Here is a 24,686-nt window from a genome sequence, read left to right as displayed (position 1 = left end):
GTCTCTTCACGCAGGGCAACGCGACCCGCGGAAGAACCTCGCGGCCTTCTCGGCGACGAACGGCGCGCTGCTCAGCTGGGCGCCGCAGACCGACCTCCAGGTCGACGCCATGGTGATGGACCCGGCGGGTCAGAACGTCATCGCGGCCGGCCGCTTCTCCCAGGTCAACGGCGACCTGACGATGCGCGGCACCGTCGCGCTCGACAAGACGACCGGCGCGGTGGACAGCGGATGGGCGCTGCCGCAGACGGTGAAGAACGGCTCGAACACGGGCGCGAACTCGGGCAAGGCGGGGATCTTCGGCCTCGCGGCCAGACGCCAACGCCGTGTACGGCACCGGCTGGGGTCTACGCGGATGCGGCCACCGCAACCTCGAGGGCACCTTCGCGGCCGAGGCCGGAAGCGGTCAGGTCCGCTGGATCGCGGACTGCCTGGGCGACCCACTACGGCGTCTACTCGACCGGCAAGACGGTCTACACCACCAGCCACACCCATGCCTGCAGCACCATGGGCATGCACCCCGAGCAGAATCCGCGCACGCACCGTTACTCGGAGGCGTACACCGCCGACGCCCGCGGTCTGCTGGGCAACCAGCCCGCCGCCGGAGGCACGTACAAGAACTGGGCCGGGACGCCGGCGCCCTCGGCCTACGCCTGGACGCCGGACTGGGCCGGGGCGTGACCACGGGCATGGGTTCAGGCCGGACTCTCGATCACCGGTGCGGGGAACATGATCTCGATCGGCGGCGAGTTCCGCTCCGTGAACAACGGCCGCTTCGAGGGACTCGTGCGGTTCTCCTACCAACCCCGCCCGGCGGCGCGAAGGACGGCCCTCGGCTGTCGGGGGGCGAACTGGACCGGCACGGCGCAGTCGTTCATCCCTGGACGCGCGCGGATCTCGATCCCCGCGAACTGGGACCGTGACGACCTCACGCTGACCTACGAACTGCGTCGGCCGGCACCACTGCCCCGGTGGCCACCGCCACCGCCCGCGGCACCTGGTGGGACCGCCCCTCGGTGAACCTCGAGGACAAGACCGCAGCTCCCGGATCGACGCAGGAGTACACCGTCGTCGCGAAGGACAGCGCGGGCAACTCCGTCTCCAGCCAGGCGATGAGCGTGACCATCGCGGCCGGTGCCGTGTCGAACTACGTCAACGCCGTCACGGCGGACGGCCCGCAGCTCTACTACCCCGCTCGGCACCGCCGCGCAGGACTGGGCCGGGTCCAACACCCCCGTGTTCGGCACGGGCGTCACCGCCTCGACCCTCCGGGGTGGAGAACACGGCGACGGGCGCCTCGACCTTCACCGGGACGAGCGCGGGACGCGTGGCCTCCGGGAGCAAGATCGCCGCGCCGTCCGAGTTCTCGACCGAGCTCTGGTTCAAGACCAACACCACCAGCGGCGGCAAGCTGATGGGCTACGGCGCCGCGGCGTCGGGTGAGTCGACCAGCTACGACCGTCATCTCTATATGACGAACAACGGGCGTCTCGTCTTCGGCACGTACAACGGCAGCACGCAGACCGTCCAGAACGACGCCGCGCTCAACGACAACGAGTGGCACCACGCCGTCGCGTCGCAGAGCGCGGAGGGGATGAAGCTCTACGTCGACGGCAAGCTCGTGTCGTCGCTCGCGGGGGCCACCACGGCGGAGAACTACACGGGATATTGGCGTATCGGCGGAGACAACCTCGCCGGATGGCCGTCCGAGCCGAGCTCCAAGTACTTCAAGGGGGCGCTGGATGAGGTCGCGGTCTACCCGTTCGCCCTCACGGCGACCCAGGTGAAGACGCACTACGGAATCGGCAAGGGCTTCCAGGCCCCGACCGCTGCCTTCACCGCCACGCCGACCGACCTCGCCGTCGCGTTCGACGCGGAGGCTTCGGCGCCCGCGGGCTCGGCGACGATCGCCGGCTATCGGTGGGACTTCGGCGATGACTCGGCGACGGCCACCGGCAAGACGACGAGCCACACGTACGAGGCGTCCGGCACCTACACGGTGGCGCTGACCGTCACGGACAGCAACGGACTCGCCACCACGGCGGAGAAGCAGGTCGTGGTGAAGGCACCGAACGTCCTGCCGACGGCGGCCTTCGAGACGACGGCGAACGGGCTGTCGGTCTCGGCCGATGCGTCCGCCTCGACGGACTCCGACGGCTCCCTCGCCTCCTACGCATGGAACTGGGGGGACGGCACCACTTCGACCGGTCAGGTCGCGACGCACGTCTACGCCACGCCGGGCACCCGCACGGTGACCCTGACGGTGACCGACGACCGCGGCGGGAGCGCGTCGACCACACGACAGGTCGAGGCGACGCATGCCGACCCGGTCGCCGCCTTCACCGCGACCGCGTCGGGGCTGAGCGTCAACGTCTCGGCAGCCGGATCGAGTGCGTCCGACGGCGCGACGCTGTCCTACTCGTGGAACTGGGGCGACGGGTCTCCCGCCGGTTCCGGGGCCACGGCAGGCCACACGTACGCCGCGGCCGGCGCGCATGACATCACCCTCACCGTGACCGACAGCCTCGGCGCGTCCAAGGCCGTCACGAAGACCGTGACCGTGACCGCGCAGGTCTTCGCCGCGTCCGACGCGTTCGGTCGTGTCGTGTCCAGCGGCTGGGGCGCCGCCGACAAGGGCGGCACCTGGGCGCCGATGAGCGGCTCCGCCGCAGCGCTCTCCGTCGGCGACGGCGTGGGCAAGGTCAACCTGGCACCCGGTGACACAAGGGAGATGCTGCTGCAGGGCACGTCCCTTCTCGACACGTCCGCGCGGATCACCTACACGCTCGCCTCCGGGCCCTCCTCCGGGGCGGCGTACGAAGGTCTGGGCGCACGGCGTTCCGGGTCCTCGGGCTACCGGGCTCTCGCCTGGCACCGTCCTGACGGCACCACCTGGCTCGTGATCCACCGCAACGGCACGGCGATCGCCAGCACCGCCGTCTCCGGTCTCTCCTGGAGCGCGGGCAGCTCGTTCTCGCTCCTGATGGAGACGACCGGGTCGTCCACCACGACCATCCGCGCCAAGCTGTGGGCGGCGGGGTCTGCGGAGCCCGCCAACTGGCAGCTCACCACGACGGACGCGACGCCGGCTCTGCAGGTCGCCGGTGCCCCGACGGTGTTCTCCTACCGGTCGGGCAGTGGCACCGGCACCAACCTCGCCAGCTTCGACGACTTCACGCTGAAGAACCTCGGCACGCCGGCGCCGGAGCCCGAGCCGCAGCCCGAACCGGAGCCCGCGAACGTCGCTCCCACCGCCGCGTTCACCGCGACCGCGACGAACCTCACGGTCGCCGTGGACGGCAGCGCCTCGACCGACTCCGACGGCACGATCGCCTCGTACGCGTGGGACTTCGGCGACGGGACGACCGGCACCGGTGCGACCACCAGCCGCACCTACACCGCGGCGGGGACCTACACCGTCACCCTCACGGTGAAGGACGACAAGGGCGCCACGCACACCACCAGCAAGCCGGTGACCGTGACGGCGCCTCCCGTCGACCCGCAGCCCGAACCCGAACCCGAACCCGAGCCGCAGCCGGCTCCGGTGGCGGACGACGGCTTCGACCGCACCGCGGGGCCCGGCTGGGGCACCGCCACGGTCGGCGGGGCGTGGACGATCGCCGGCGGTTCGCAGGCGGCGGCGACCGTCGCCGACGGCCAGGCGAAGCTGAACCTCATCGCCGGCGACACCCGGCATGCGACGCTCAACACCACGTCCGTCGCCGATGCGGTGCTCGAGACGCAGTTCCGGGTCGATCAGGCCCCGGCCGCGGGTGGCGCCTATGTCGGCGTGATCGCGCGGCAGTCGGCGGCCGGGAAGTACTTCGTCCGCGCCTGGCTGCGTCCTGACGGCACGGTCTGGCTCGTCGTGCACCGCGAAGGGACCGTCCTGCGCACGCAGGCCGTGCCCGGACTGGTGTGGGCCGCGAACACCTCGTACAACCTCGAGGTGTCCGTGACGGGGACGACGTCGGCGACCCTCTCCGCCAAGTTCTGGCCGACGGAGACGACGAAGCCGGCAGCCTGGCAGATCACCACGACCGACGCGGCACCCCTGGGTGCGGGTGCGGTGGGACTGAGCGGCAACCGCTCTGGCAGCGCGACCGCGCCGCTCGGCGTGTCGTTCGATTCGTTCCGCGTCACCGCACCGCAGTAAGATCCTGACGCATGGCCACTGCTGTCCCGATCGCGCTCCTCGCCTTCGGTGGAATCGCGGCAGTGGCCATCGTCGTGTTCGCACTCCGGCTGCTCCCGCGTACCGCCTTCGTCGTGTGGGCGGTCGTGCTGTTCTTCGTGCCTCTCTGGGTAGGGGTGAACATCAGCTTCTACTGGGCGGCGATCACCCTGCTCACCGTCCTGCTGATCATCGTGAACTGGTCGGTGGTGCCGTTGCGGGCGGCCGATGCCTGGGTCGCCGCGTTCGTCCTCGTCGTCGTCGGGTTGTACGGGTTCGGCGCGGTCGACCTGGCCTCCCTCGTGGCATCGCTTCTCGAGTGGGTGATCCCCTACATCTGGGGGCGCGTGGTGCTCGCTCGCATGACGACCGAGTGGGTCACCTCGACGATCGCGGTCGTGGCGATCGTGGCCGCCGCTCTCGCGGTCGTCGAGTTCCTCACCTCCTTCAACCCCTTCGTCCTCATTCCCGGGTCCGGCGTGGTGTACGACACATGGAGCCCGCTGCAGGAGCGCGGCGGGGTGCTGCGTGCGGAGGGGGCGTGGGGGCACTCGATCGCGCTCGGCGCCGCGCTGGCGATGTCCTCCGCGTTCGTCGTGGCGACACGATGGCGACTGTTCCCGAAGATCGCCGGCATCGTGCTCATCGCCACCGCCACGGTCTTCACATTCAGTCGGGCGGGCCTGCTCACACTGGTGTTGACACTCCTCCTGTCCACCTTCCTCATCGTCGGGGTCTCGACGCGCTTCCGGGTGACGGTGGCCGTCGCCGGGGTGATCGGCACCGCGATCGTCATCCCCGTCATCGATTCCGTCTTCGGTGCCGCGGGGGACGAGGCCGGAGGCAGCGCCGACTACCGCACGGACCTGCTGGTCCTCCTGGAACAGGTGCAACTGTTCGGGAACCCCGGCGACTGGCATTCCCTCGTCTCCGGCGACTACTACCTCGGATACTTCGCCCGGTCGGTGGACAACGCCCTCGTGCTCACGCTCCTCCGGTACGGGTACGTGCCGACCCTGCTCATCATGGCGGCCGTCGTCTGCGCGGCGCTGATGGCCGTGCGGCGCTCGACGCGGAGTCCCGCCGCCCTCGCCGTCGTCGGACAGCTCCCGAGCCTGGTCGTCGTCGCCCTCATCACGCAGTACAGCATGTTCCTGTGGTTCTGCGTCGGGCTCGCGGTGACCTGGGCGCGCGACGCCGGAACGCGATCCACCACCGCGGAAGAGGCCTTCCTGCGGGATCTCGGGACGGCGTCACCGCCGGCGACGACCGGACCCGCTCCACAGGTGCGGCAGACGTGAACGGGCCGTGCAGATGGCTCCTCTAGAATCGAGACCTCAGGGGGAATGGGGAGTCATGGCCGAGAGCCGGGTCAGCCTGCGTGTCATCGCGGGCTCGCTGCGCAAGTTCTGGTGGTTGATCGTGCTGTGCGGCGTCGTGGGCGCCGCGGGGTCGTACGGATACGCGTCGCTGCAGACGCCGTTGTTCCAGGCGACGACCTCGCTGTACTTCGCGCTGAACCAGGGCACGAGCGCCTCGGACCTCAACCAGGGCTCCGTGTACACCCAGAGCCAGATGCTGTCGTTCGCCCAGCTGGCGACGAGCTCGCGCGTGCTCGATCCGGTTATCGAGGAGCTCGAGCTCGACACGACGCCCCGCGCGCTCGCGAGGGACATCGAGGTGACCATCCCGCAGAGCACCGTCACCCTGCGGATCACCGGCATCACGGACGGCCCGGAAGCTGCGGCCGAGCTCGCGAACGCCGTCGCCGAGCAGCTCATCACGGTCGTCAAGGACGTCGCTCCGAAGGATCCGCAGGGCGAGTCCACCATCACCGCCGAGGTCATCGACGACGCCGTCGTCCCCGAGTTCCAGTTCACTCCGAGCAAGCCCAGGGACGCGGCCCTCGGCGGTTTCCTCGGAGGCGTGCTCGGCCTTGCGGCCGCCGTGCTCATCGGTGTGCTGGACACCCGTGTCCGCAACGAGGAGGCGCTGACGCAGGCCGGCGGGGATCCCGTGCTCGGCGTCGTCTCCAAGTCGCCGCTGCTGGAGGCGCGGGGAATCGCCGTCGCCCAGGAGCCGCTCGGCCACACCTCGGAGGAGTTCCGCCGCATCCGGTCGGCGCTCGCGTACGCGAACGTGTCGTCCCGGGTAAAGGTGCTGCTGGTGACCTCCGGTATGCCCGCCGAGGGCAAGTCGACCGTGTCGGTGAATCTCGCGATGACCCTCGCCGCGCTCCGTAATTCCGTCCTGCTCATCGACGCCGACATGCGCCGCCCGCGTGCCCACGAGCACGCCGGCATCGACGGTTCGGTCGGACTCACGAGCGTCCTGCTCGACGAGGTGGAGTTCGAGGTGGCCAAGCACCGCGTCGCGGACACCACGCTGGACATCCTCCCTGCCGGGACGATCCCGCCGAACCCCGCCGAGCTGCTCACGTCGGCGCGCATGGCACAGCTTCTCGACTTCGCCGCGGCGGACTACGACTACGTCGTGATCGACTCGCCCCCGACGCTGAGCGTCGCGGACGCCAACCTCCTGGCCACCCAGACGGACGGTGTCATCCTCGTCGTCGACGCCACCAAGACGCGGCGGGCGGCACTGGCGAAGAGCATCAAATCGCTGGAATCGGGCGGCGCCCGCATCCTCGGCACGGTCCTCAACCGTGCGCGTCCGGACCGGCATCGCAGCGAGTACTACAGCGAGTGAGCGACCCGCCGTCCTCCCGGGGGGAGGCGTGCAGCATATCGGCGGAAGGGCTCGAATCGTTTGCCATCGTCCAGACGGGCGGTTATTCTTCATGGGTTGCGAGGGGGGCTCGCACTTTGTCGCCGGGGTTGAAACTGCGGCGAAGCGTGGGTGATCGTGTATTCCACCCCAGAAACGGTGACATCGTGTCCTTTCCGTTCCCTGTTCGTCTCTCATCGCCAGCGGCGCCACGGCGTCGCCATCGCCTGCTCGCGGGTGCCCTGGGCGTCGCCGTCGCGCTCTCCGGAGTGCTGATCGCCGCACCGGCCTCCGCGGCGGTCGCCGCCGCCTCGCCTTCGGCCCGACCGGCGGCAGCGTCTGCGGGTCCCCTCCTCTCCGACCCGATGAACCGCACCGTCGCCTCCGGCTGGGGCGCCTCTCCCGTCGGGGCCTGGCGTGTCGTCGAGGGTGCGTCGAGTGTCGGGAACGGGCAGGCGATGCTCGCCAGCAGGAAGCCCGGGATCACGGCGCGGGCGACCGTGGCCGGGGTGACCGCGGCGGATGTGTCGAGCCGCTACACGGTGACGGTCCCTGCCCTCCCCGTCGGCGGTCCGCTCTACCTGGCCCAGGCCGTCCGCATCGTCGGCAAGGACTCCTACGGTGTGCGTCTCCGCGTGCACCCCGACGGCTCCGCCTACGTGTCCGTGGTCCGGATGACCGACCTCACCACTGTGCAGAACCTGAGCGAGCGACGACTCCCCTTCCCGGTGACGACGGGCATGTCGCTGCGCGTCGCCCTCGACGTGACCGGGACCAGTCCGGTGACGCTCGCGGCCAAGGCCTGGGCGGCAGATGGGGACGAGCCGTCCGCGTGGCAGGTGACGCACGCCGATTCCTCGGCCACGCGGATCACGGCCGCGGGTGGTTACGGCTTCGCGCTGTACACGTCCTCCGGAGCGAAGGCCGCCGTCCCGCTGGCGATCGACGACGTGCTCGCAGCCGCGCCCGCGCCGGTCGCGACTCCGACTCCGACTCCGACGCCGACGCCGACGCCGGCTCCCGCCCCCGCGCCGAACCCGGCTCCCGCGCCGAACCCGCTTCCGGTTCCCCCGGTGACGCCGACCACCCCGGTGACACCCGCTCCGCCCGCCACCCCGGCCGGTGTCCGCGGGAAGCCGGGCGCCGCCGCCCCGGGGTCGCTGTCGTACCCGGCACCCGCCACCGCGATCTACGCGGCGCCGGGCGGATCGGACGGCGCTGCCGGTACGAAGAGCTCGCCGGTGCGCACGATCGCGGCCGCGCTGCGGCTGGTACCGAACGGCGGCACCATCGTGCTCCGCGGTGGCACCTACCACGAGGAGATCGTCGTGCCGCCGCAGAAGCGCGTCACGATCCAGCCCGCTCCGAACGAGGCGGTCTGGATGGACGGCGCGAGGACCGTCACCGGCTGGAAGCCCGCAGGCAAGACCTGGACGGTCGACGGCTGGGGGACCGCGCTCGACTCGAGCCCCACGTACACGAAGGGAGCGCCCGACAACACCCAGCCGGAGTGGCGCTTCGTCGATCCCGCGCACCCGATGGCCGCGCATCCGGACCAGGTGTGGGTCGCGGGCGTGCAGCTGCGGGAGGTCGCCTCCGCCGCGCAGGTCGTCGCCGGGACCTTCTTCGTCGACGATCGGGCGAAGCGGCTCGTGATCGGCACCGACCCGACGGGCAAGCCCGTGGAGGCGAGCGTGCTCACCCAGGCGCTCTCGATCCGGTCCGCCGGATCCGAGGTGCGCGGCATCGGCATCCGCCGGTACGCCACCAGCGTGCCCCAGATGGGGACCGTCATCGCCGCAGCGAGCGACATCACGCTCGCCGACGTGACGATCCGCGACAACTCGACGACCGGCTTCTACTCCTGGGCGCCGAGGACGACGTTGACGCGCGTCTCGTTGATCGGCAACGGTCTCCTCGGTGGCGGCGCCTCCCAGGCCGACGGCTTGAAGGTGAAGCAGATGCTCTCCGTCGGGAACAACGCCGAGCGCTTCAACCACTCCCCGGTGTCCGGCGCGTTCAAGGTCACCCGGACGCGCGGAGTGACCGTCACCGACAGCGCGTTCACGGGGAACGCCGGTCGTGGTCCGTGGTTCGACGAATCGGTCATCGACATCGTCTTCACGGGTAACGACGTGATCGGCAACACCGGTCACGGTGTCATGGTCGAGCTCTCGGAGCGGGCGGTCGTCGCCGACAACATCATCGCCCGCAACGGCGACTTCGGGCTGTTCGTCCTGAACTCCGGCAACGTGAAGATCTGGAACAACACCTTCGTCGGCAACGCCAACCGGAACGTCAGCATCGGTCAGGACGGTCGCCGAGCCTCCGACCCGAACGCGGCGGGCCACGATCCGCGCACGCGCTTCGCGCCGCTGGCGCCGTGGATCGTGCGCAACACCGTGATGTCCAACAACGTCATGGCGGAGAGCGCGGGCAACTGCCTGGTCTGCGTACAGGACTACTCGACCACCTTCACCGGTGCGCAGATGATGTCGAGCGTGAACGGCAACCTCTACCACCGCACCGCCCCCGGCACGCCCCGATGGTTCTCGGCCTGGTCGAAGGGATCCGTCTCGCGGGATCCGGCGGTGGCAGACACCCTCGCGGCGTTCACCGCGGCGACGGGTCAGGACCGCCGCTCGCAGTTCGTGCAGGGAGCCTCCGTGGTGTCCGCCACGTACGTGCTGGCGCCCGCGCAGGCGCAGCGTCAGGCCGCAGTGGCGGTCCCCGTGCCGGCGGATATCGCCTCGGTATCGCGACTCCCCGGCAACAGCGCGACGCTGGGAGCCCTGCCGCGGTGACGATCTAGGTATGGGTTCTCTTCTCGCTGTCGGCGCCCGCGCGCTGACGATGGTCATCGCGCTGGTCTGCGGCGTTCTCACGACGCGGATGATCATCGGAGACGCGGGCGTCGGCAGCTTCGCCCTCTACACGCTGCTCACGACGATCCCGTCGCTGCTGACCTTCACCGATCTCGGTAGCGGCGCCGTGCTCGTGAACGCCGTGGCCACGAGCGACGACGTGAGGACGGACGAGAAGCTCCGCTATCAGCTCACGTCGGTCGGCCGGGTGCTGCTGATGTTCGCGGCCTCCGCCATGGCGATCAACACCGTGCTCCTGGCCACCGGTGCCTGGGAGATCGTGTTCGGCGATGCCGGAGGAGAGCCGGGGGCGTCGCTGGCCGCCTTCTTCTGCGTGACGATCTTCTGTCTCGGTATCCCGCTGGGCATCTGGGCGCGGATCATGCTCGGGCAGCGCAAGAACCACATCGTGATCCTGCTGCAGGGCCTCATCTCGCCGCTCACGCTGGCCGGGGTGTGGCTGCTGCTGACGTTCGGTGGCGAGAATCTGCATTCCTACGCGGCGATCGCGTCGTTCGCGGCCTCGCTGATCGTCTCGATCCTCGGCGTCCTCATCACCGCTCGGACCACGTCTCCGTTGATCCCCGAGGCTGCGCGCATGGTTCTGCGCCCGCGACGGTTCCCTGGCGTACGGGTGATGGACGTGGGATGGCCGATGCTGGCTCAGATGGTGACGTATCCGATCGCGGTGGGGTCGCAGCGGTACGTGATCGCCCAGCTCGGCGGTCCGACCGACGTCGCCGAGTACGGTGTGGCCGGGCAGGTCTTCTTCGCGCTCAACGGTCTGGTGATGGCCGGTGGGCTCGCGCTCTGGCCGCATTTCGCTCGCATGCGACACCAGGGCGATCTCCGCCGCGGACCATTCCTGCTCTCCGGACTGTTCGCCGTGGCCGTCGCCCTCGCGACGGTGGTGGTGTGGCTCGTCGGGCCGTGGCTGTTCGGGTTCATCACGCAGGGAGAGCTGGAGGTCCGGCCGACCACGATCTTCGCGTTCGGCCTCATGATCATGCTCACGGCGGCTGTCTACCCGCTCGGGATGTTCATCATGGACAAGCCCGGGATCCGATTCCAGGTGATCCCCACCCTCAGCATGGCCGCGGTCGGGGTCACCCTGGCGTTCGTCCTCACACCGATCCTCGGTATCGCCGGTCCGCTCCTCGGTGTCGCCTTCGCGCTCCTGGTCTGTCAGCTGATCCCGTTCTCGATCTACATCGTGCGTCATCGGGCGCGGCTCACGGCCGAGGCCGCCGTCTCGGCGTGAGCCCAGGTCGCGTGCGCCCGGCGCCGTGCGGATACCCGCGGGTCGTCAGTCGAGGACGCCGGCGGTGACGCCGGCGCGGTAGACCGCAGGTGCGTGCCGACGCAGGGCTTCGTCGCGGCTCTCGGCCACATTGCCCACGAGGTCGTCCCACCGTGCGCACACGTCGTCGAGTGCGGCGGCGATCGCCGGAGCATCGTCCGGTGCGACCAGCTGCGCCGTGGCGTAGCCGCCCGCGGCCTCGCGCAGACCGCTGCTGTCGCTCGCGATGACGGGGCGGAGCCCCAGAACGCCCTCGACGGCGGTGTTCCCGAACGGCTCGTCCACCCGGGAGGGCACGACCAGCACGTCGGCTTCCGCGAGGAACGGCCAGATGTCGGCGTGGAATCCCGCGAAGGTGACGGAGACCCCGGTCTCTGCGGCACGGGCGCGCAGTTCGCGCTCGTACCATTCGTATCCCTCGAAGACCGCCCCGAGGAGCGTGACCTCGACGGGCCGCCCCTCCGCCTGCACTGCCGCCGCGGCGTCGATGACGAGGTCGGGACCCTTCCGAGGCGAGAGCCGCCCGACGTACAGCACGCGGAGGGCGCCGTCGATCCGGGGCCGCGGCGGCGCGGGGTGCGGTGGCGACGCGACGCCGTTGGCGACGATCCGGGTGCGGTCGGCGAGAGCGGGCAGCGCGCGCCGGATGGTGTCAAGGCTGAAGCGGCTGTTCACGAGGGTGCGGACGGAGGCGAGGTGCGGCATGTAGAGCAGGCGGTTCACCAGCGTGCTCCCGGAGGCCTCCGCCTCGTGCACGTGACTGACCGCGCGAGTGCCGCGGAGTCGGGCCACGAGGGGCCATTGCGGAATGATGATGGTCGACACGTAGACGGCGTCGGGGCGCACGCGTCCGATCAGACGCCATGCGGCGCCGAGGCCCCGGAACATGTCGCGGAACAGGCGGGGCAGACCGCGCGGGGTGAGCAGCACCTTGCGCAGGACGAGCATCGGCAGGATGACGACCTCTGCTCCGGCGGCGCGCAGCGGCGGGACGAGCAGACCCGAGCTCGGAAGGGCGACCACCACACGGGCTCCGGCCTCCACGAGACCGATCGCGCTCTCGAGGAGCATGCGGTCCGACCCGAACATCTCGGCACCGGGATGCACGAGAAGGACGGTCTTGCGCTTCACGCCGGTGGTCATCGTGTCGCGTCCGCGGGGGCGGGGGCCCAGTCGGCGCTCCGTCGGCGCGCACGCCGGGCGGACGCGTGGACGCTGGATCCTTCGGACAGACGGCGGGCGAGGTCTTCGTACTCGTCCGCGACGTCGTCCCAGCGGAAGCGCGTGCGGGCGATCTCCTGCACCGCGGCTGCATGCGCGTCGCGGGTCGTGGGGTCGGCTTCGGCGGCCGCGACGTGGGTCGCGACGTCGTCCGCGTCGGCGAAGAACCAGCCGTTGCCGGCGAGGACCTCCCGGTTGAAGGGCACCTCGTAGCCGATCACCGCGGTGCCCGCACCCATGGCGCGCAGGAGCGACGGGTTGGTGCCACCGACGGAGTGGCCGTGCAGGTAGGTGGCGGCGTGGGCGTAGAGCCCGTCGAGGAGCTCCTGGTCGTAGACGCCGCCCACGAGGCGGATCCGCTCGTCGCCCTCGGCGGCGTTCCGGATCTCCTGGATGTATCCGGCGGCGTACGGCGCGGAGCCGACGACCACGAGCGGCAGTCGCGCGGCGCTGGCGCGGTATCCGCGGACGATCTCGAGCACGTGGTTCTCCGGCTCGAACCGAGCGACGACGAGGTGGTAGCCGTTCGGAGTGAGGTCCATCTCGGCCAGGCGGTGCGTCGGCGGCTGATCGAGGATCGGCGCGCCGTATCGGATGAGCTCCGTGGGCACGTCGAACTGGTGGCGGTAGTAGTCGGAGATGCCGGGGGCGTCGGCGATGAGCGCGTCCGCGGTGCGGACGCCGAACTGCTCGGCCCAGCGATAGTACGCCTTGCCGCGGGGACCCCACTTCGACCGGCGCCACTCCAGACCGTCCATGTGCAGGGCGACGGGCGCCCGGCGCAGCCGGAGCAGCGGGAGGAACGGCGAGTTCGCGGCGTTGAAGACGAAGGTCGCGTCGGGGCGGCGGTGGAAGAGCAGATGCAGGGCCGACAGCCCGGTGTGGCTGAGGGTCTCGATCTGCTTCACCGGGACCGCGGGGAGGTGCACCACGCGCATGCCGAGGTACTCCTTCTCGCGGTGCTCGGAGCCGCGGGTGTACACGACGACATCGTGGCCACGGTCGGCGAGCCGTCGCCCCACCTCTTCGATGGCCGTCTCGAATCCGCCGTAGGCCGCAGGCACGCCGCGGGTCCCCACCATCGCGATCGTGAGGGGTGTCGTAGTGCTCATCCGCTCAGTATGCCCCGCTCGGCTGCGCCATGACCTTCGCGGTGCGCCACATGATCTGCAGATCGTTCATGACGGACCAGTTCTCCACGTAGCGCAGGTCGAGCCGCACGCTCTCGTCCCACGACAGGTCGCTGCGTCCGGAGACCTGCCACAGACCCGTGATCCCGGGCTTGATGTACAGGCGGCGGAACACGGTGCCGTCGTAAGCGGTGACCTCGCTGGGCAGCGGCGGCCGCGGACCGACGACGCTCATGTCGCCGACCAGCACGTTCCAGAACTGCGGGAGCTCATCCAGCGACAGCTTGCGCAGCACCTTCCCGACGCGGGTCACGCGGGGGTCGTCCTTCATCTTGAAGAGGAGGCCGGCGCCCTCGTTGTGGTCCTTCAGCGCCGCGAGCTGCTTCTCGGCGTCGGTGCGCATGGAACGGAACTTGACCATCTTGAACGTACGGCCGTCCCGGCCGACACGCTCCTGGAAGAAGAACACGGGCCCCGGAGAGTCGAGCTTGATGAGAGCGCTGAGCACAGGTGTGAGCAGCGCGATCGGAATCAGCGCGATGGCGGCCACCAGTACGTCGAGGGCGCGCTTCAGCAGGTGGACGCCGCCCTCGTAGGTCGGGATCTTCACCTGGATCAGCGGCAGGCCGTCGACCTGGCGGAGCGAGATGCGAGGACCCGCGACGTCCGTCAGGCGGCTCGAGAGGACGAGCTCGGCGGCCGTGCCTTCGAGCTGCCAGCTGAGCTGCTTGACGAAGTCGGGGGACCCCTCGGGGCGGCTCGCCACGATGATGGTGTCCGCCCCGAGCTGTGCCGCCGCGGGGGCGACGGTGTCCAGATCGCCCACGACCGGGTAGATGCTCTCCCCGATCCTGAGCGCGCCGGCATTGCGATCCAGCAACGTCGTCCCCACGACGTGGTAGCCGTTCTCCCCGCCCTTCTGCAGGGAGTCGATCACATACTCGACGTCCTCGGTGGCGCCGACCACCAGTGTCCTCGACGCGAACCGTCCGGACAGGCGCTGCCGCTGCAGCCAGCGACGCCAGGCCCAGCGGGCGAAGAGGAGACCGAGCATGCCGACCGGGAGCGCGATGAAGAACAGCGGCTGCAGCCCTTCCCACTCCAGGAGCACGCCCGCAATGGCGGTGATGCCGAAGGCGAGACCCGCCGCGTGCGCGACGCGACGGTACTCCGTGGCCCCAGACCCGAAGATGGCGGCGGCTCGGCTGTTGAGCGCCGACAGCATCAGGTACCAGGCGAGACCCAGCAATGCGGCGTTGCGCACGGCCTCGATCACCGTGACGCCGGTGAGCAGCTGGACCGCCGCCGTCAGTGCGACGGCGATCAGGATGACAGCCGCATCCGTGATCCGCAGCCGCATCCGATAGCGACGCTCCCACTGCAGGCGTCGTTCGAGCGTCGCCGAGACACGCGGCGTGCTCGCCGCATGCGTCACCGACGCGGTCGCCCGCGGAGCCGTGATCGGCGTGAAACCCGTACGAGCGATGCTCAGAGCATCCTCGACGGAAGTCATGCCGAGGCCCCTTGAGCCGTGAATGTACGCAGATAACCCCAGTGCGCCATCGTTTCCCCAGTTTTCCCCAGACCATGAACCCCACGTTCACGGACACGTCTGCGTCCCGACCCCTCGGGTCCTGCTGAAGCTTCGCGATCCCACATCGAGAAGGTGTCCTCGTCGTCCCAAACCGACGAGGCGTGCAGCAGGCACTGCAGACGGTCATCACTGTAGCGGATTCGGCCGCCTGACGGAAGCGCTTCCCGAGGGTGAGTGAAAACCCGTTCCGGAATACCGCATGCGAGGGTGCACCCGGAGCTAGTCTGTCGCGGTGACCGCGCACCCGACATCGAGTCCTCGCTTCCGTCTGCAGCCCATGCGGCCGCGCGGCCCCGGACAGCCGCATCGGGCCGCGAGTCCGCTGGAGCTCTTCTTCGACCTCGTCTTCGTGGTGGCGGTGAGCATCGCCTCGGCGCAGCTGCATCACGCGCTGAGCCACGGCGACTTCCTCCACGGGATCACCTCCTACGCGATGCTCTTCTTCGCGATCTGGTGGGCGTGGATGAACTTCACCTGGTTCGCGACCTCGTTCGACACGGACGACTGGCCGTACCGGATCGCCACGTTCGTCCAGATGGCGGGCGTCCTCATCCTCGCCGCCGGGATCCCCGGGGCCTTCGAGGAGGGCGACTTCACGCTCCCCGTGGTGGGCTACGTCGTCATGCGGATCGCGGTGGTGGCGCAGTGGCTGCGCCTCGCGGAACGAGGGCCCGCTCCGGCGCGTCGCTCTGCGGTACGCCCTCGGCATCGCCGTCGTGCAGGTGCTGTGGCTTCTGTTCCTGCTGATCCCGTCCGGCCCCATGCAACTCGCGGCCTTCGTCGTCTTCGCGCTTATCGAGATCGCGGTCCCGGTGTTCGCCGAGCGCCGGCACCAGACACCCTGGCATCCGCACCACATCACGGAGCGCTACGGTCTGTTCACTCTCATCGTGCTCGGCGAGAGCCTCCTCGCCTCCGCCAACGCGATCATCGACGCGCTGGACGAGGTGGAGGCCCTGGGTCCGCTCCTGGCCATCTCGGCCCTCGCCTTCGTCGTGACGGCGGCGTTGTGGTGGATCTACTTCTGGCCGCCCCACCACCGGGCCATCACCACTCTCGGCCGTTCGCTGCGCTACGGCTACACGCACTACTTCGTCTTCGCGGCGGCCGCGGCCTTCTCCGCCGGCATCGAGGTGGAGCTGGACGTGATGACGGGGGAGAGCCATCTCGCTCCCGTGGCGGCCACCTTCACGGTGTCCATCCCGATCGCGGTGTTCCTCATCGGGATCTGGTGGGTCGCCATCCGCGACAATGCCGACCGCGTCGTCAACACGGTCATCCCCGTGGGGGCGCTGCTCGTCCTGCTCGACCCGTTCGTGCCCGTGCCGGTGGCGCTGACGGCAGCGGTCATGGTGGGGATCGTGGCGGTGCTGGTGATGCGGCCGCCGATTCCCCGCGGCGCCGCGGCGACGGACGCCTGAGCGCCGCGGTCAGACGCTGGCGGCGAACAGGTCCAGGCATTCGACGCGCAGGCGCGCGATCGCCTCGGTGTCACCGCGGAGGTGACGGATGAGGGCGTGCTGCATCATGCCGTCCGTCAGCGCATACGCGAAGAGCGGCGTGAAGCGGCAGGGCCGACCGCGCAGCTCGGAGTAGCGCTCGACCACGCGCCAGATGGCCTCCTGCAGGTCCGCCTCGACCTCCGCGATCGTGTCGCCGAAGCCGGACTCGAACAGCGATTGATTGCGGAGGTCGTACCAGAGCCGGTGCAGGCGGGCGTCGTCGTGCACGCTCCTGGCGAGCTCCTCCGCGGCGCCGGCCGCCAGGTCCTCCGCGGTCTCCGCCTCCTCCATGACGGCGAGGTAGCGGTCACCGAGCCCGCCCTTGGAGATCCGCACGGCCTCCGCGATGAGGTCGTTCTTGTCGGTGAAGTAGTAGTGCAGGGCTCCGTGCGAGAGCTCCGAATGCTGGGCGATCTCGCGGAGTCCCGTCCTGGCGAACCCGCGCTCGGCGATCGCCTCCAGCGCCGCTTCGGCCAGCGCTCGCCGGCGGATCGCGAACTTGTCCACCCCTGCGCGTTCCGCCCGCTTGGTCGCCGTCGTCATGCTGTGCCCCCGGTCTCGTCCCCTTCGGGATCGGTGCGGGCAATGCTATGGCATTCTCGCGGATCTGGACAGACGTCCAGGAAAAACTTGACAGGTGCCAAGCCGCGTGTTGCACTGGATGCGCCACGGCCGCGCATGTCCCCTGCATGCCGGCCGTCTTCGTGGCCGCGCGAGCGATTCCCCCATCGCCCCGGCCCTGCGTTGTCCGCCGAGTTCTTCGAGCGCCAGCGCTGCAGAGCGGAGCGATGTCCCCGCATCCTCCGCTCTGCTCCCGCTTCTAGGCTCCTCATCGGTCGCGCATAGCTCCCTGATTGTTCACTCGTCGAGCATCGGGGGCAACGCCGCCCACGCTCGAGAGGAGCACATCATGAGCCGAATCCCCGAACCGACGTCGACGCCGCAGGGGCCCATGTACGAAGGACGACCGCTGGATCGCGCGGACGAAGAGGTGGTCGACCAGGGCGTCGCCTTCGATCTCCGGACGCTGATGAGCCGCCGCGGGCTCCTGATCGGCGGCGGCCTCGGCCTCGGCGCCGTCGTCCTCGCCGCCTGCGCCCCGGCAGCCACCGGCTCGTCGTCGACGACCGCCACGCCCACGCCCAGCGCCGGCGCCACCGCATCGGACTCCGCGATCACGGAGATCCCGGATGAGACCGCCGGTCCCTACCCGGGCGACGGCTCGAACGGTCCCGACGTCCTCGACGAGGCGGGGATCATCCGCCAGGACATCCGCTCGTCCATCGACGGCGGTGCCACCGCGGACGGGGTCCCGCTCTCGTTCGAGTTGCAGATCCTCGACCTCGCGAACGGAGGGGGGCCGTTCGCGGGCGTCGCCGTGTACGCCTGGCACTGCAACGCCCAGGGGGAGTACTCGCTCTACTCGTCGGGGCTCGAGGACGTCTCCTATCTCCGAGGGGTGCAGGTCGCTGACGAGGACGGCAGGGTCTCCTTCACGTCCGTGTTCCCCGGGTGCTATTCGGGGCGGTGGCCCCACATCCACTTCGAGGTCTACCCGGACGCGGCGTCGATCACCGAAGCATCGAACGCGATCGCGACATCCCAGCTCGCGCTGCCCGAAGACGCCTGCGGAGCGGTCTACGCGGAGACGGCATACGCCGGATCGGCGGACAACCTGGCACGGATCACGCTGACCTCCGACAACGTCTTCGGCGACGACGGCGGGGCATCGCAACTCGCGACGACGACGGGGAGCGTCGCCGGCGGCTACACGGCGACGCTCGTGATCGGCGTCGACACCACGACCGCCCCGAGCGCCGGTTCCGCACCGGGCGGGAGCGGGAGCGGACGCCCACCGGGAAGTTGAGGTCGTCGGAGCGTGGTTCCGTGGATCTGCTAAACTGATCGTGCAACGTGTGCGTTTCGCCCCCTCTCGGCCGCCTCGTCGCCACTGATCAGGGCCATCCACGGACCACGCACATCGACGCGCGCGGAATCCGCCCTCGGTCTCTTCACGTGCGGAGCGCGACAGCGCGCCCGCCCCACAGCAATGAGCATGAGCATGAGCACCACCACCATCCCTCCGTCCACCCCTCTCACCTGGAAGCAGGCCGACGTCGACGTGCACGTCGCCACCCGGAACGGCGAATTCGCCGGATTCGTCGAGTTCGACGGATTCGCGCACCGACTGCGGGACGAGCGTGGCACCGATCTCGGATCCTTCCCCTCCCTCGACGACGCCTTCCGTGCGCTCGCCGAGGCGAACGAGCCGAAGCGCGCAGCGGCGTCGCCGTCTCGCCCGCGCCCCCGCCGTCGGCGCATGCGGCGGGCGCGAGCCTGACTCGTATGCCGGCTCGCGTATGCGGGCGCGGTTAGTGTGGCCACAGCGATCGGCATCCGCCCTTGGCTACCTCAGCTCAAGGGCTCCCGATCGGCAGGAGAGCATCATCTCCCTTTCACCCTCCCCGTCCGTCACCGCCACTCTGGGGCCCGTGCGTCAGACCTATGCCGGCAACGCGGACTTCCCGCCGCTCGCCCGGGCCTACCGGGACGTGCAGCAGGTCGTGAAGGAGACCGGCCTCCTGCAGCGGACGCCCGTGTTCTACTCGCTCGTCGGCGCCGCGCTGGTCGTCGCCTTCGCCGGTTGCGTCGCCGGATTCCTGCTCCTCGGTGACAGCTGGTTCCAGCTGCTCATCGCCGCCGCCCTGGGCATCGTCTTCACGCAGGTCGCGTTCCTCGCGCATGAGGCCGCGCACCGCCAGATCCTCTCCACAGGACCGGCGAACTTCCGCCTGGCCCGCGTGCTCGCCGGCATCATCGGCATGAGCTACCACTGGTGGGATTCCAAGCACACCCGCCACCACGGCAACCCGAACCAGGTCGGCAAGGACCCTGACATCCAGGTCGACACCATCTCCTTCCTGGAGGAGGATGCGGCACAGTCGCGTGGCATCGTCCGGCTCATCACGCGGAAGCAGGGCTGGCTCTTCTTCCCCCTTCTGACGCTGGAGGGGCTCAACCTGCACTTCCTGGGTCTGAAGCACCTGATGACGCGCAAGAACGTGAAGGGTCGCTGGATCGAGCTCGGACTCATCGTGCTGCGGTTCGCCGTCCTCCTCGTGCCGCTGTTCCTCCTGCTGCCCGTCGGCATGGCCTTCGCGTTCCTGGGTGTGCAGCTCGCGGTCTTCGGCGTCTACATGGGCGCATCCTTCGCCCCCAACCACAAGGGCATGCCGGTCATCGCGCCCGACGCCAAGCTCGACTTCTTCTCGAAGCAGGTGCGCACGTCGCGCAACATCCGCGGCGGGTGGTGGGTCACCGGGCTCATGGGAGGCCTCAATCACCAGGTGGAGCACCACCTCTTCCCGAACATGTCGCGGCTGCACCTGTCGAAGGCGCGCGGCATCGTCCGCGACTACTGCGCCGCCAACGGCATCCCGTACACGGAGACGAGTCTCGGGCGCTCGTACGCGATCGTCATCGCCTACCTGAACCGGGTGGGCCTGGCGGCGCGCGACCCGTTCGACTGCCCCGCGGCGGCACAGCTCCGTCGCGCCTGACGCACACGGAGACGACGAAGGGGCGAGCAGACAGCTGCTCGCCCCTTCGTCGTATCCGCGCGGATCAGCGCTTCGAGTCGTCCGTCTCGACGACGTCGATCGTGATCTTCTCCAGCGGACGATCGTCGTCGAGCTCGTCGTCGAGGACCTCGTCTCCGCGGAAGCTCTCGACGGACGCCTCGACGACGTCGTCCTCGTTCTCGTCGTCGTCCTCGTCGATCGTGGCCTCTGTCACCGCGATCTCCGTGGGGAGGCTGTCGTCGCTGAAGATGCCGTCGGGCCGGATGAGCTCGCGCACCTCGGCCATGAAGCTGGTGAGCTGCTGCTGCTGCCACCGCAGCTGACGGGCTCGGTCCTCGGCGTCGCGGAGGACGGTGGAGGTGTGCCCGGTCACCGCATCGACGATCTTCTGCGACTTCACGCGGGCACGCTCGAGGATGTCCCGCGCACGGACCTGTGCGTCGGCCTCGATCGCCTGCGCCTGCGAGCGCATGAGCTTCTCGTAGCCGTCGGCCTTCGCGGAGATGCGCTGGGCGTGCTCCAGCGAGGCCGTCACCTGCTCGTTGGCGTCGGTCGTGATGCGCTCGGCGTGGGCGACGGCCTGGTTGTGGAGGACCAGGAACTCCTGCTGCGCGTCGTCCTGCCGGCGGGTGAGGGTCTCCTCGAACTCCAGCACGCGGGCGTTCATCTCGCGTACCTCGCGCTCGGCGTCCGCCCGCAGCTGGGTGGTCTCGCGCGTGACGAGGGAACGCAGCGCGGCGGCCCCCTTCTCGGCCTCGGTGCGGATCGCCGTGGCCTCCTGCGACGCCTGGCTGACCTTCTCCGCGGCGTGTGCGGCCTCGCGCTCGATGCGCGCCTCATGGGCCGTGTACTCGGTCTCCATCTTCAGTCGCACCTGGTCGGCGTCGCGCTGAGCCTGGGAGATGATGCGCTCGGCATCCGCCTCGGCCTCGGCGCGCTGCGCGGCGACTTCTTCGCGGGCAGAGGTCATCAGGCGGTCGGCCTGCACGGCGGCGTTCTGGATGAGGACGTTCGCCTGCTCCTCGGCCACCCGCAGGATCGCCTCGAACTGCTGGCGAGACGGCGCTTCCTCACCGTCGGCCTGCGGCATGTCGACGAGCTCGGAGGTGAGCGTCGCCACCTGCTGCTCCGCGTCCGAGGCCTTGGCGTTCGCCGCGGCGAGCTCGGCCTCGAGGGCCTCCCGTGCCTCTCGCTCCTCCGCCTTGACCGCGTCGACGGACTCGGCCTCGCGGGCCTTCGCCTCGGCCACCTCGTCGGCCGCCTGCTGGAGCTGGGCCCGCATCGATGCGAGCGCGGCGTCGACCTCGCCCTTGTCGTAGCCGCGGAATCCGATGGTGAATGCGGCCGAGGATGAGGGCGACGTGTCGCGGGGATTCGTCTCGATCAGCTGATCGAAGAAGTCCGGCGACCGCTCGTCGTCGCGGGGAGTGCCCGAGGATTCGCTCATGGGTTCAAGCCTTTCTGGCGTGTCCGCGACACGAAGCGGACTTCGTTTCCGTGGACGGGATCGCAAGCACGGAGGAGGAGGCCTCCGGCATGCGCCACGACCGGGTCGTCATCCGAGTCCCCGCGGGGCGCGGCGCGCGTCTAGCCTAATTGCGTCGCCTGAGAATCGTGACCCCCATCTGCGGGGGCCGGTGAACGCTGATCAGGCCTGGCGGAACCAGCGCGCGTTGCGGTCGTCGAGCACAGGGCCCCGCTCGAACACGGAGACGGGTCCGTCGGCCACCTCGATCTGACGGGTAGCGGCCTCCGCGGCCACCAGGGCCCGCAGCTCCCGCCACAGCGGCGCGGTCTGCGGGAAGCCGAGGTACTCGCGGAAGGTCTCGACGCGCAACAGCGTTCCCTCGGGACCCGGAACCAGTCGTGCGACCGTGTCGTCCGGTTCCACGAAGCGGATACCCAGTGCGTCGTCGGGGAGCAGAGAGAAGCTTGTGCCGCGGTCCGCGATGACCGTGCGCACGATCTCGGCCGCGGCTGTGGGGGAGTCACGGACGACCAGCGTGGCACCGAGATCGGCGAGGATCTCCTCCGTGCGGGCAGCGGTGTACCGATCGCCCGCACGCTGTCCCGCGGAGGACGCGCTGCGCCGTACCCACCCCCGCAGGAACGCCGCTCCGACGATGAGGCCGAGGATGATCACGAAGAGAGCCGGGATCACTGCGGTGTCCACGGGCAGCGCCCCTTCCGTACCGGACGTCGGAGCGCGTCAGCGCGGGTCGGTGAGGTGGTCCAGGTGAAGATCGCCGGAGGCGTTGAGAGCCTGCACGATCTGCTGGATGCGGTGCGGGTCCACCGCTGGCGGCTCCGCGTCGTCGAAGCCGAACTGCAGGGGGATGGCGGGGTGGATCCACACGCTGGCCCGCCGGTCGATGCCGCCCTCGAGAGGCCGCCACGTCATCATGAAGCTCTCCTGTCGGCGCAGCTTCGTGGCGATGACGATCTTCAGATGCGCGAGCGTCTCATCGTCGATGAGGATCGGATCCGAGTGCCCGTCGTACCGGAGTCTTCCCATAATGCTGACGGTACACCCCTCCGGGGTCTCACCCCGTCCGGGGCGCGAGAGCAGCGGAACGGGAGCGAAGGGGGTGGCGTTCGCGTCGCGGGACGCCCGCCCTTGGTACGGTGACCGCGGAGGACACCACGTCCCCTGGGGCCGCCGAGCAAGAGAGAACTTCGAGATGAAGCGCACGTCCCGCTTGCGTCTTGGTCGCATCGGGATCGTCGCCGTGCTCGCGATCGTGCTGGGATCCCTGGTGCCGGCCCTCACCACGACCGGCTCCGCGGTCGCCGCTTCCGACGGCTACATGGTCTATCCGGCCTCGGGCAACATCCAGTCGAAGGTCGGAGACGGCTGCCTCGGCAACTATCGCGCGCACGACGGCATCGACATCTCCCGGAACGGCGGGACACCGATCCTGGCGGCGTACGACGGTGTGATCAAGAGCCGCACGTCGAACGGCGGCTACGGCAACTACGTCGATGTGCAGCACCCGGGCGGCTACGTCACCCGGTACGCCCACATGGCGGCATCCGGCTGGTACGCACCGGGCACGAAGGTCCTGCGCGGGCAGCAGATCGGCGTCGTCGGGAACACCGGCAACTCCGCCGCCCTACCACCTGCACTTCGAGGTGTGGCTGAACGGCAAGGTCTACTCCCAGATCAACCAGGGTTTCACCTGCCTGTCGAACGTCACGCGAGGTGGGACGATCCCGCTGTTCTTCCCCGGTCTCGGAGCCAGCGATTCGGCGGGGATCGATACCGCTGACTTCACCGGTAACGGAAAGGCCGATCTTCTCGTCGTCGCGGGCAACGGGGACCTCCGGCTGCGGGCGGGGAACGGCCGAAGCGGCCTCGCCGGCCCGACCACGCTGTTCGGAGGCGGGTGGGGGAACTCCCGACGGCACATCACCCACTCGGACTTCAACGAGACGGCCATGCGGACATCCTCGTGGCGCGCTCCGACGGCGCCCTGGAGTTCTACGCCGGGAACGGTGCGGCGGCTTCCGCGCAGCGACCACCCCGGGAGCCGGGTGGTACGGAATGCGTCACGTCACATCCGGTGCGGATTTCACCGGGGATGGACGGCAGGACGTCATCGGGGTGTCCCCGACCGGGACCCTCGTGATCTTCCCCGGCAACGGGGCGGGCGGCTTCCGCACTCCGAACGTCACCGTGGGGCAACGGCTGGGAGGGTTTTCCACTACCTCGTCGCCGGAGACTTCGACGGGGACGGACGGGGTGACCTCATCGGGTCGCCGGTGATGGCGTGCTGAGGCTCTACACCGGCGCGTCGGGCCTGCGTACCTGGCGTCAGGCCGGGACTGGGTGGCAGGAGATCACCGAGGTCACCGGCGGCGCGGACTACAACGGGGACGGCCGCGCAGACCTCGTCGCGCGCACGGCCGCAGGACAGCTCTATCTCTATCCGGGAAACGGCGCCGGAGGGTTCGGTACCAGGATCCTCATGGCCTCGGATGCGGCGGACTACCTCGCGATCGAATAGCCCCGTCGCGTGACCGTCCCCCGCCGACGCGTATCGTGGGCGCATGGCCGCTCCGACCCTCGATGACATCGCGGCGGCGCTCTACGCCGGGCCGCCCCGAGGAGTTCACGGCCGCCCGGAATGCGCGGGCGAAAGACCTCGACGATCGCGCGCTCGCCGCGGAGGTGAAGGCGCTGCGCAAGCCGGCAGTGGCTGCTTGGGTCGTCAACGTCTTCGCGCAGGAGCGTGCCGCGCAGCTCGGGGAGGCCCTGGCGCTGGCGGCGGAGCTGCGCGAGGCGCAGGCGGATCTGGACGCTGCGGCGTTGGCGAAGCTCGGCCGGGAGCGGCGCGCGCTGACCCGGCGGCTCGCAGAGACCGCCGCGGACCTCGCGGGCTCCCGCGGAGAACGAGTGACGGCGGCGACGCGGGATGCGGTCGAGCAGACGATCTCCGCGGCGTTCTTCGACCCGGACGCGGCGGCCGCCGTGGCGTCCGGACGTCTCGTGCGGACGTTGGAACCTTCGGGCACGGCGGACGACATCCGCGACGCGGTGGCCGGAACGCTCCCCGCACTGCAGCCCCAACCCCCGCGTCCACCGGACGAACT

20 protein-coding genes and 2 pseudogenes are annotated in these 24,686 nt (G+C 69.9%); 14 read left to right on the top strand and 8 right to left on the bottom strand.

What is annotated here, in order from left to right:
• Positions 1 to 129 precede the first annotated feature (129 nt).
• Complete coding sequence (locus AB1285_RS17475; protein WP_429977553.1) at positions 130 to 288, bottom strand: hypothetical protein; 159 nt, start codon at positions 286 to 288, stop codon at positions 130 to 132.
• A 225-nt stretch (positions 289 to 513) separates the two neighbouring features.
• On the opposite strand from AB1285_RS17475, the gene AB1285_RS17470 reads away from it, so the two are divergent.
• The 7 genes from AB1285_RS17470 to AB1285_RS17440 all read left to right on the top strand — a co-directional run bounded on the left by AB1285_RS17470 (position 514) and on the right by AB1285_RS17440 (position 11,026).
• Positions 514 to 681, top strand: coding sequence for a hypothetical protein (locus AB1285_RS17470; protein ID WP_429977552.1), 168 nt, complete (start codon positions 514 to 516; stop codon positions 679 to 681).
• A 48-nt stretch (positions 682 to 729) separates the two neighbouring features.
• Positions 730 to 1,020, top strand: a complete 291-nt coding sequence (locus AB1285_RS17465; RefSeq protein WP_429977551.1) for a hypothetical protein — start codon at positions 730 to 732, stop codon at positions 1,018 to 1,020.
• A 253-nt stretch (positions 1,021 to 1,273) separates the two neighbouring features.
• A complete protein-coding gene (locus tag AB1285_RS17460) occupies positions 1,274 to 4,156 on the top strand; it encodes a PKD domain-containing protein (protein ID WP_429977550.1) in 2,883 nt (960 codons plus the stop codon).
• A gap of 11 nt (positions 4,157 to 4,167) precedes the next feature.
• Positions 4,168 to 5,475 carry a hypothetical protein gene (locus tag AB1285_RS17455; RefSeq protein WP_370428392.1) on the top strand — a complete coding sequence of 436 codons (1,308 nt, stop codon included), beginning with the start codon at positions 4,168 to 4,170 and terminating at the stop codon, positions 5,473 to 5,475.
• 55 nt (positions 5,476 to 5,530) lie between these two features.
• Positions 5,531 to 6,883 (top strand): polysaccharide biosynthesis tyrosine autokinase, encoded by a 1,353-nt coding sequence (locus tag AB1285_RS17450; RefSeq protein ID WP_370428391.1) that lies wholly within the window; start codon positions 5,531 to 5,533, stop codon positions 6,881 to 6,883.
• A gap of 185 nt (positions 6,884 to 7,068) precedes the next feature.
• Positions 7,069 to 9,705, top strand: a complete 2,637-nt coding sequence (locus AB1285_RS17445) for a right-handed parallel beta-helix repeat-containing protein (RefSeq protein WP_370428390.1) — start codon at positions 7,069 to 7,071, stop codon at positions 9,703 to 9,705.
• 10 nt (positions 9,706 to 9,715) lie between these two features.
• On the top strand, positions 9,716 to 11,026 hold the full coding sequence (locus tag AB1285_RS17440; RefSeq protein WP_187663194.1) for a hypothetical protein: 1,311 nt from the start codon (positions 9,716 to 9,718) through the stop codon (positions 11,024 to 11,026).
• 45 nt (positions 11,027 to 11,071) lie between these two features.
• Here the strand turns inward: AB1285_RS17440 and AB1285_RS17435 are convergent, their stop codons facing one another.
• From AB1285_RS17435 to AB1285_RS17425, 3 genes are read right to left on the bottom strand one after another with little or no spacing between them, the layout of a single operon-like run.
• Positions 11,072 to 12,208, bottom strand: coding sequence for a glycosyltransferase (locus AB1285_RS17435; protein ID WP_370428389.1), 1,137 nt, complete (start codon positions 12,206 to 12,208; stop codon positions 11,072 to 11,074).
• A complete protein-coding gene (locus AB1285_RS17430) occupies positions 12,205 to 13,398 on the bottom strand; it encodes a DUF1972 domain-containing protein (protein WP_370428388.1) in 1,194 nt (397 codons plus the stop codon). Before AB1285_RS17430 ends, AB1285_RS17435 begins: the two co-directional genes overlap by 4 nt.
• A gap of 4 nt (positions 13,399 to 13,402) precedes the next feature.
• A complete protein-coding gene (locus AB1285_RS17425) occupies positions 13,403 to 14,929 on the bottom strand; it encodes a sugar transferase (RefSeq protein WP_268777657.1) in 1,527 nt (508 codons plus the stop codon).
• Between the two features lie 358 nt (positions 14,930 to 15,287).
• Here AB1285_RS17425 and AB1285_RS17420 point away from each other — a divergent pair.
• Positions 15,288 to 16,431 (top strand): annotated as a pseudogene (locus AB1285_RS17420) (low temperature requirement protein A).
• Between the two features lie 9 nt (positions 16,432 to 16,440).
• On the opposite strand, the gene AB1285_RS17415 reads toward AB1285_RS17420, so the two are convergent.
• Positions 16,441 to 17,055, bottom strand: coding sequence for a TetR/AcrR family transcriptional regulator (locus tag AB1285_RS17415; protein WP_187663198.1), 615 nt, complete (start codon positions 17,053 to 17,055; stop codon positions 16,441 to 16,443).
• A gap of 367 nt (positions 17,056 to 17,422) precedes the next feature.
• On the opposite strand from AB1285_RS17415, the gene AB1285_RS17410 reads away from it, so the two are divergent.
• From AB1285_RS17410 to AB1285_RS17400, 3 genes are all read left to right on the top strand, one after another.
• Positions 17,423 to 18,379 (top strand): intradiol ring-cleavage dioxygenase, encoded by a 957-nt coding sequence (locus tag AB1285_RS17410; RefSeq protein WP_370428387.1) that lies wholly within the window; start codon positions 17,423 to 17,425, stop codon positions 18,377 to 18,379.
• A gap of 195 nt (positions 18,380 to 18,574) precedes the next feature.
• Positions 18,575 to 18,853, top strand: a complete 279-nt coding sequence (locus AB1285_RS17405; protein WP_370428386.1) for a hypothetical protein — start codon at positions 18,575 to 18,577, stop codon at positions 18,851 to 18,853.
• A 151-nt stretch (positions 18,854 to 19,004) separates the two neighbouring features.
• The gene (locus AB1285_RS17400) at positions 19,005 to 20,072 is read left to right on the top strand and encodes a fatty acid desaturase family protein (protein ID WP_232089173.1); all 1,068 of its coding nucleotides are present in this window, start codon (positions 19,005 to 19,007) and stop codon (positions 20,070 to 20,072) included.
• Between the two features lie 64 nt (positions 20,073 to 20,136).
• Here the strand turns inward: AB1285_RS17400 and AB1285_RS17395 are convergent, their stop codons facing one another.
• From AB1285_RS17395 to AB1285_RS17385, 3 genes are all read right to left on the bottom strand, one after another.
• A complete protein-coding gene (locus tag AB1285_RS17395) occupies positions 20,137 to 21,540 on the bottom strand; it encodes a cell division initiation protein (RefSeq protein ID WP_280564746.1) in 1,404 nt (467 codons plus the stop codon).
• 201 nt (positions 21,541 to 21,741) lie between these two features.
• Positions 21,742 to 22,266, bottom strand: coding sequence for a hypothetical protein (locus AB1285_RS17390; RefSeq protein ID WP_187663203.1), 525 nt, complete (start codon positions 22,264 to 22,266; stop codon positions 21,742 to 21,744).
• A gap of 36 nt (positions 22,267 to 22,302) precedes the next feature.
• The gene (locus AB1285_RS17385) at positions 22,303 to 22,608 is read right to left on the bottom strand and encodes a hypothetical protein (RefSeq protein ID WP_187663204.1); all 306 of its coding nucleotides are present in this window, start codon (positions 22,606 to 22,608) and stop codon (positions 22,303 to 22,305) included.
• Positions 22,609 to 22,774: 166 nt separating this feature from the next.
• Here AB1285_RS17385 and AB1285_RS17380 point away from each other — a divergent pair, with 166 nt between their 5' ends.
• From AB1285_RS17380 to AB1285_RS17370, 3 genes and pseudogenes are all read left to right on the top strand, one after another.
• A complete protein-coding gene (locus tag AB1285_RS17380; protein ID WP_429977549.1) occupies positions 22,775 to 23,362 on the top strand; it encodes a M23 family metallopeptidase in 588 nt (195 codons plus the stop codon).
• 501 nt (positions 23,363 to 23,863) lie between these two features.
• Positions 23,864 to 24,100: an FG-GAP repeat domain-containing protein gene (locus AB1285_RS17375; protein WP_429977548.1), complete on the top strand. Its 237-nt coding sequence runs from the start codon at positions 23,864 to 23,866 to the stop codon at positions 24,098 to 24,100.
• Between the two features lie 62 nt (positions 24,101 to 24,162).
• Positions 24,163 to 24,686, top strand: a pseudogene (locus AB1285_RS17370) (hypothetical protein); the annotation flags it as partial.

The sequence above is a fragment of the Microbacterium sp. NRRL B-14842 genome (assembly GCF_050470785.1).
This window is presented reverse-complemented; position numbering and strand designations above follow the sequence as displayed.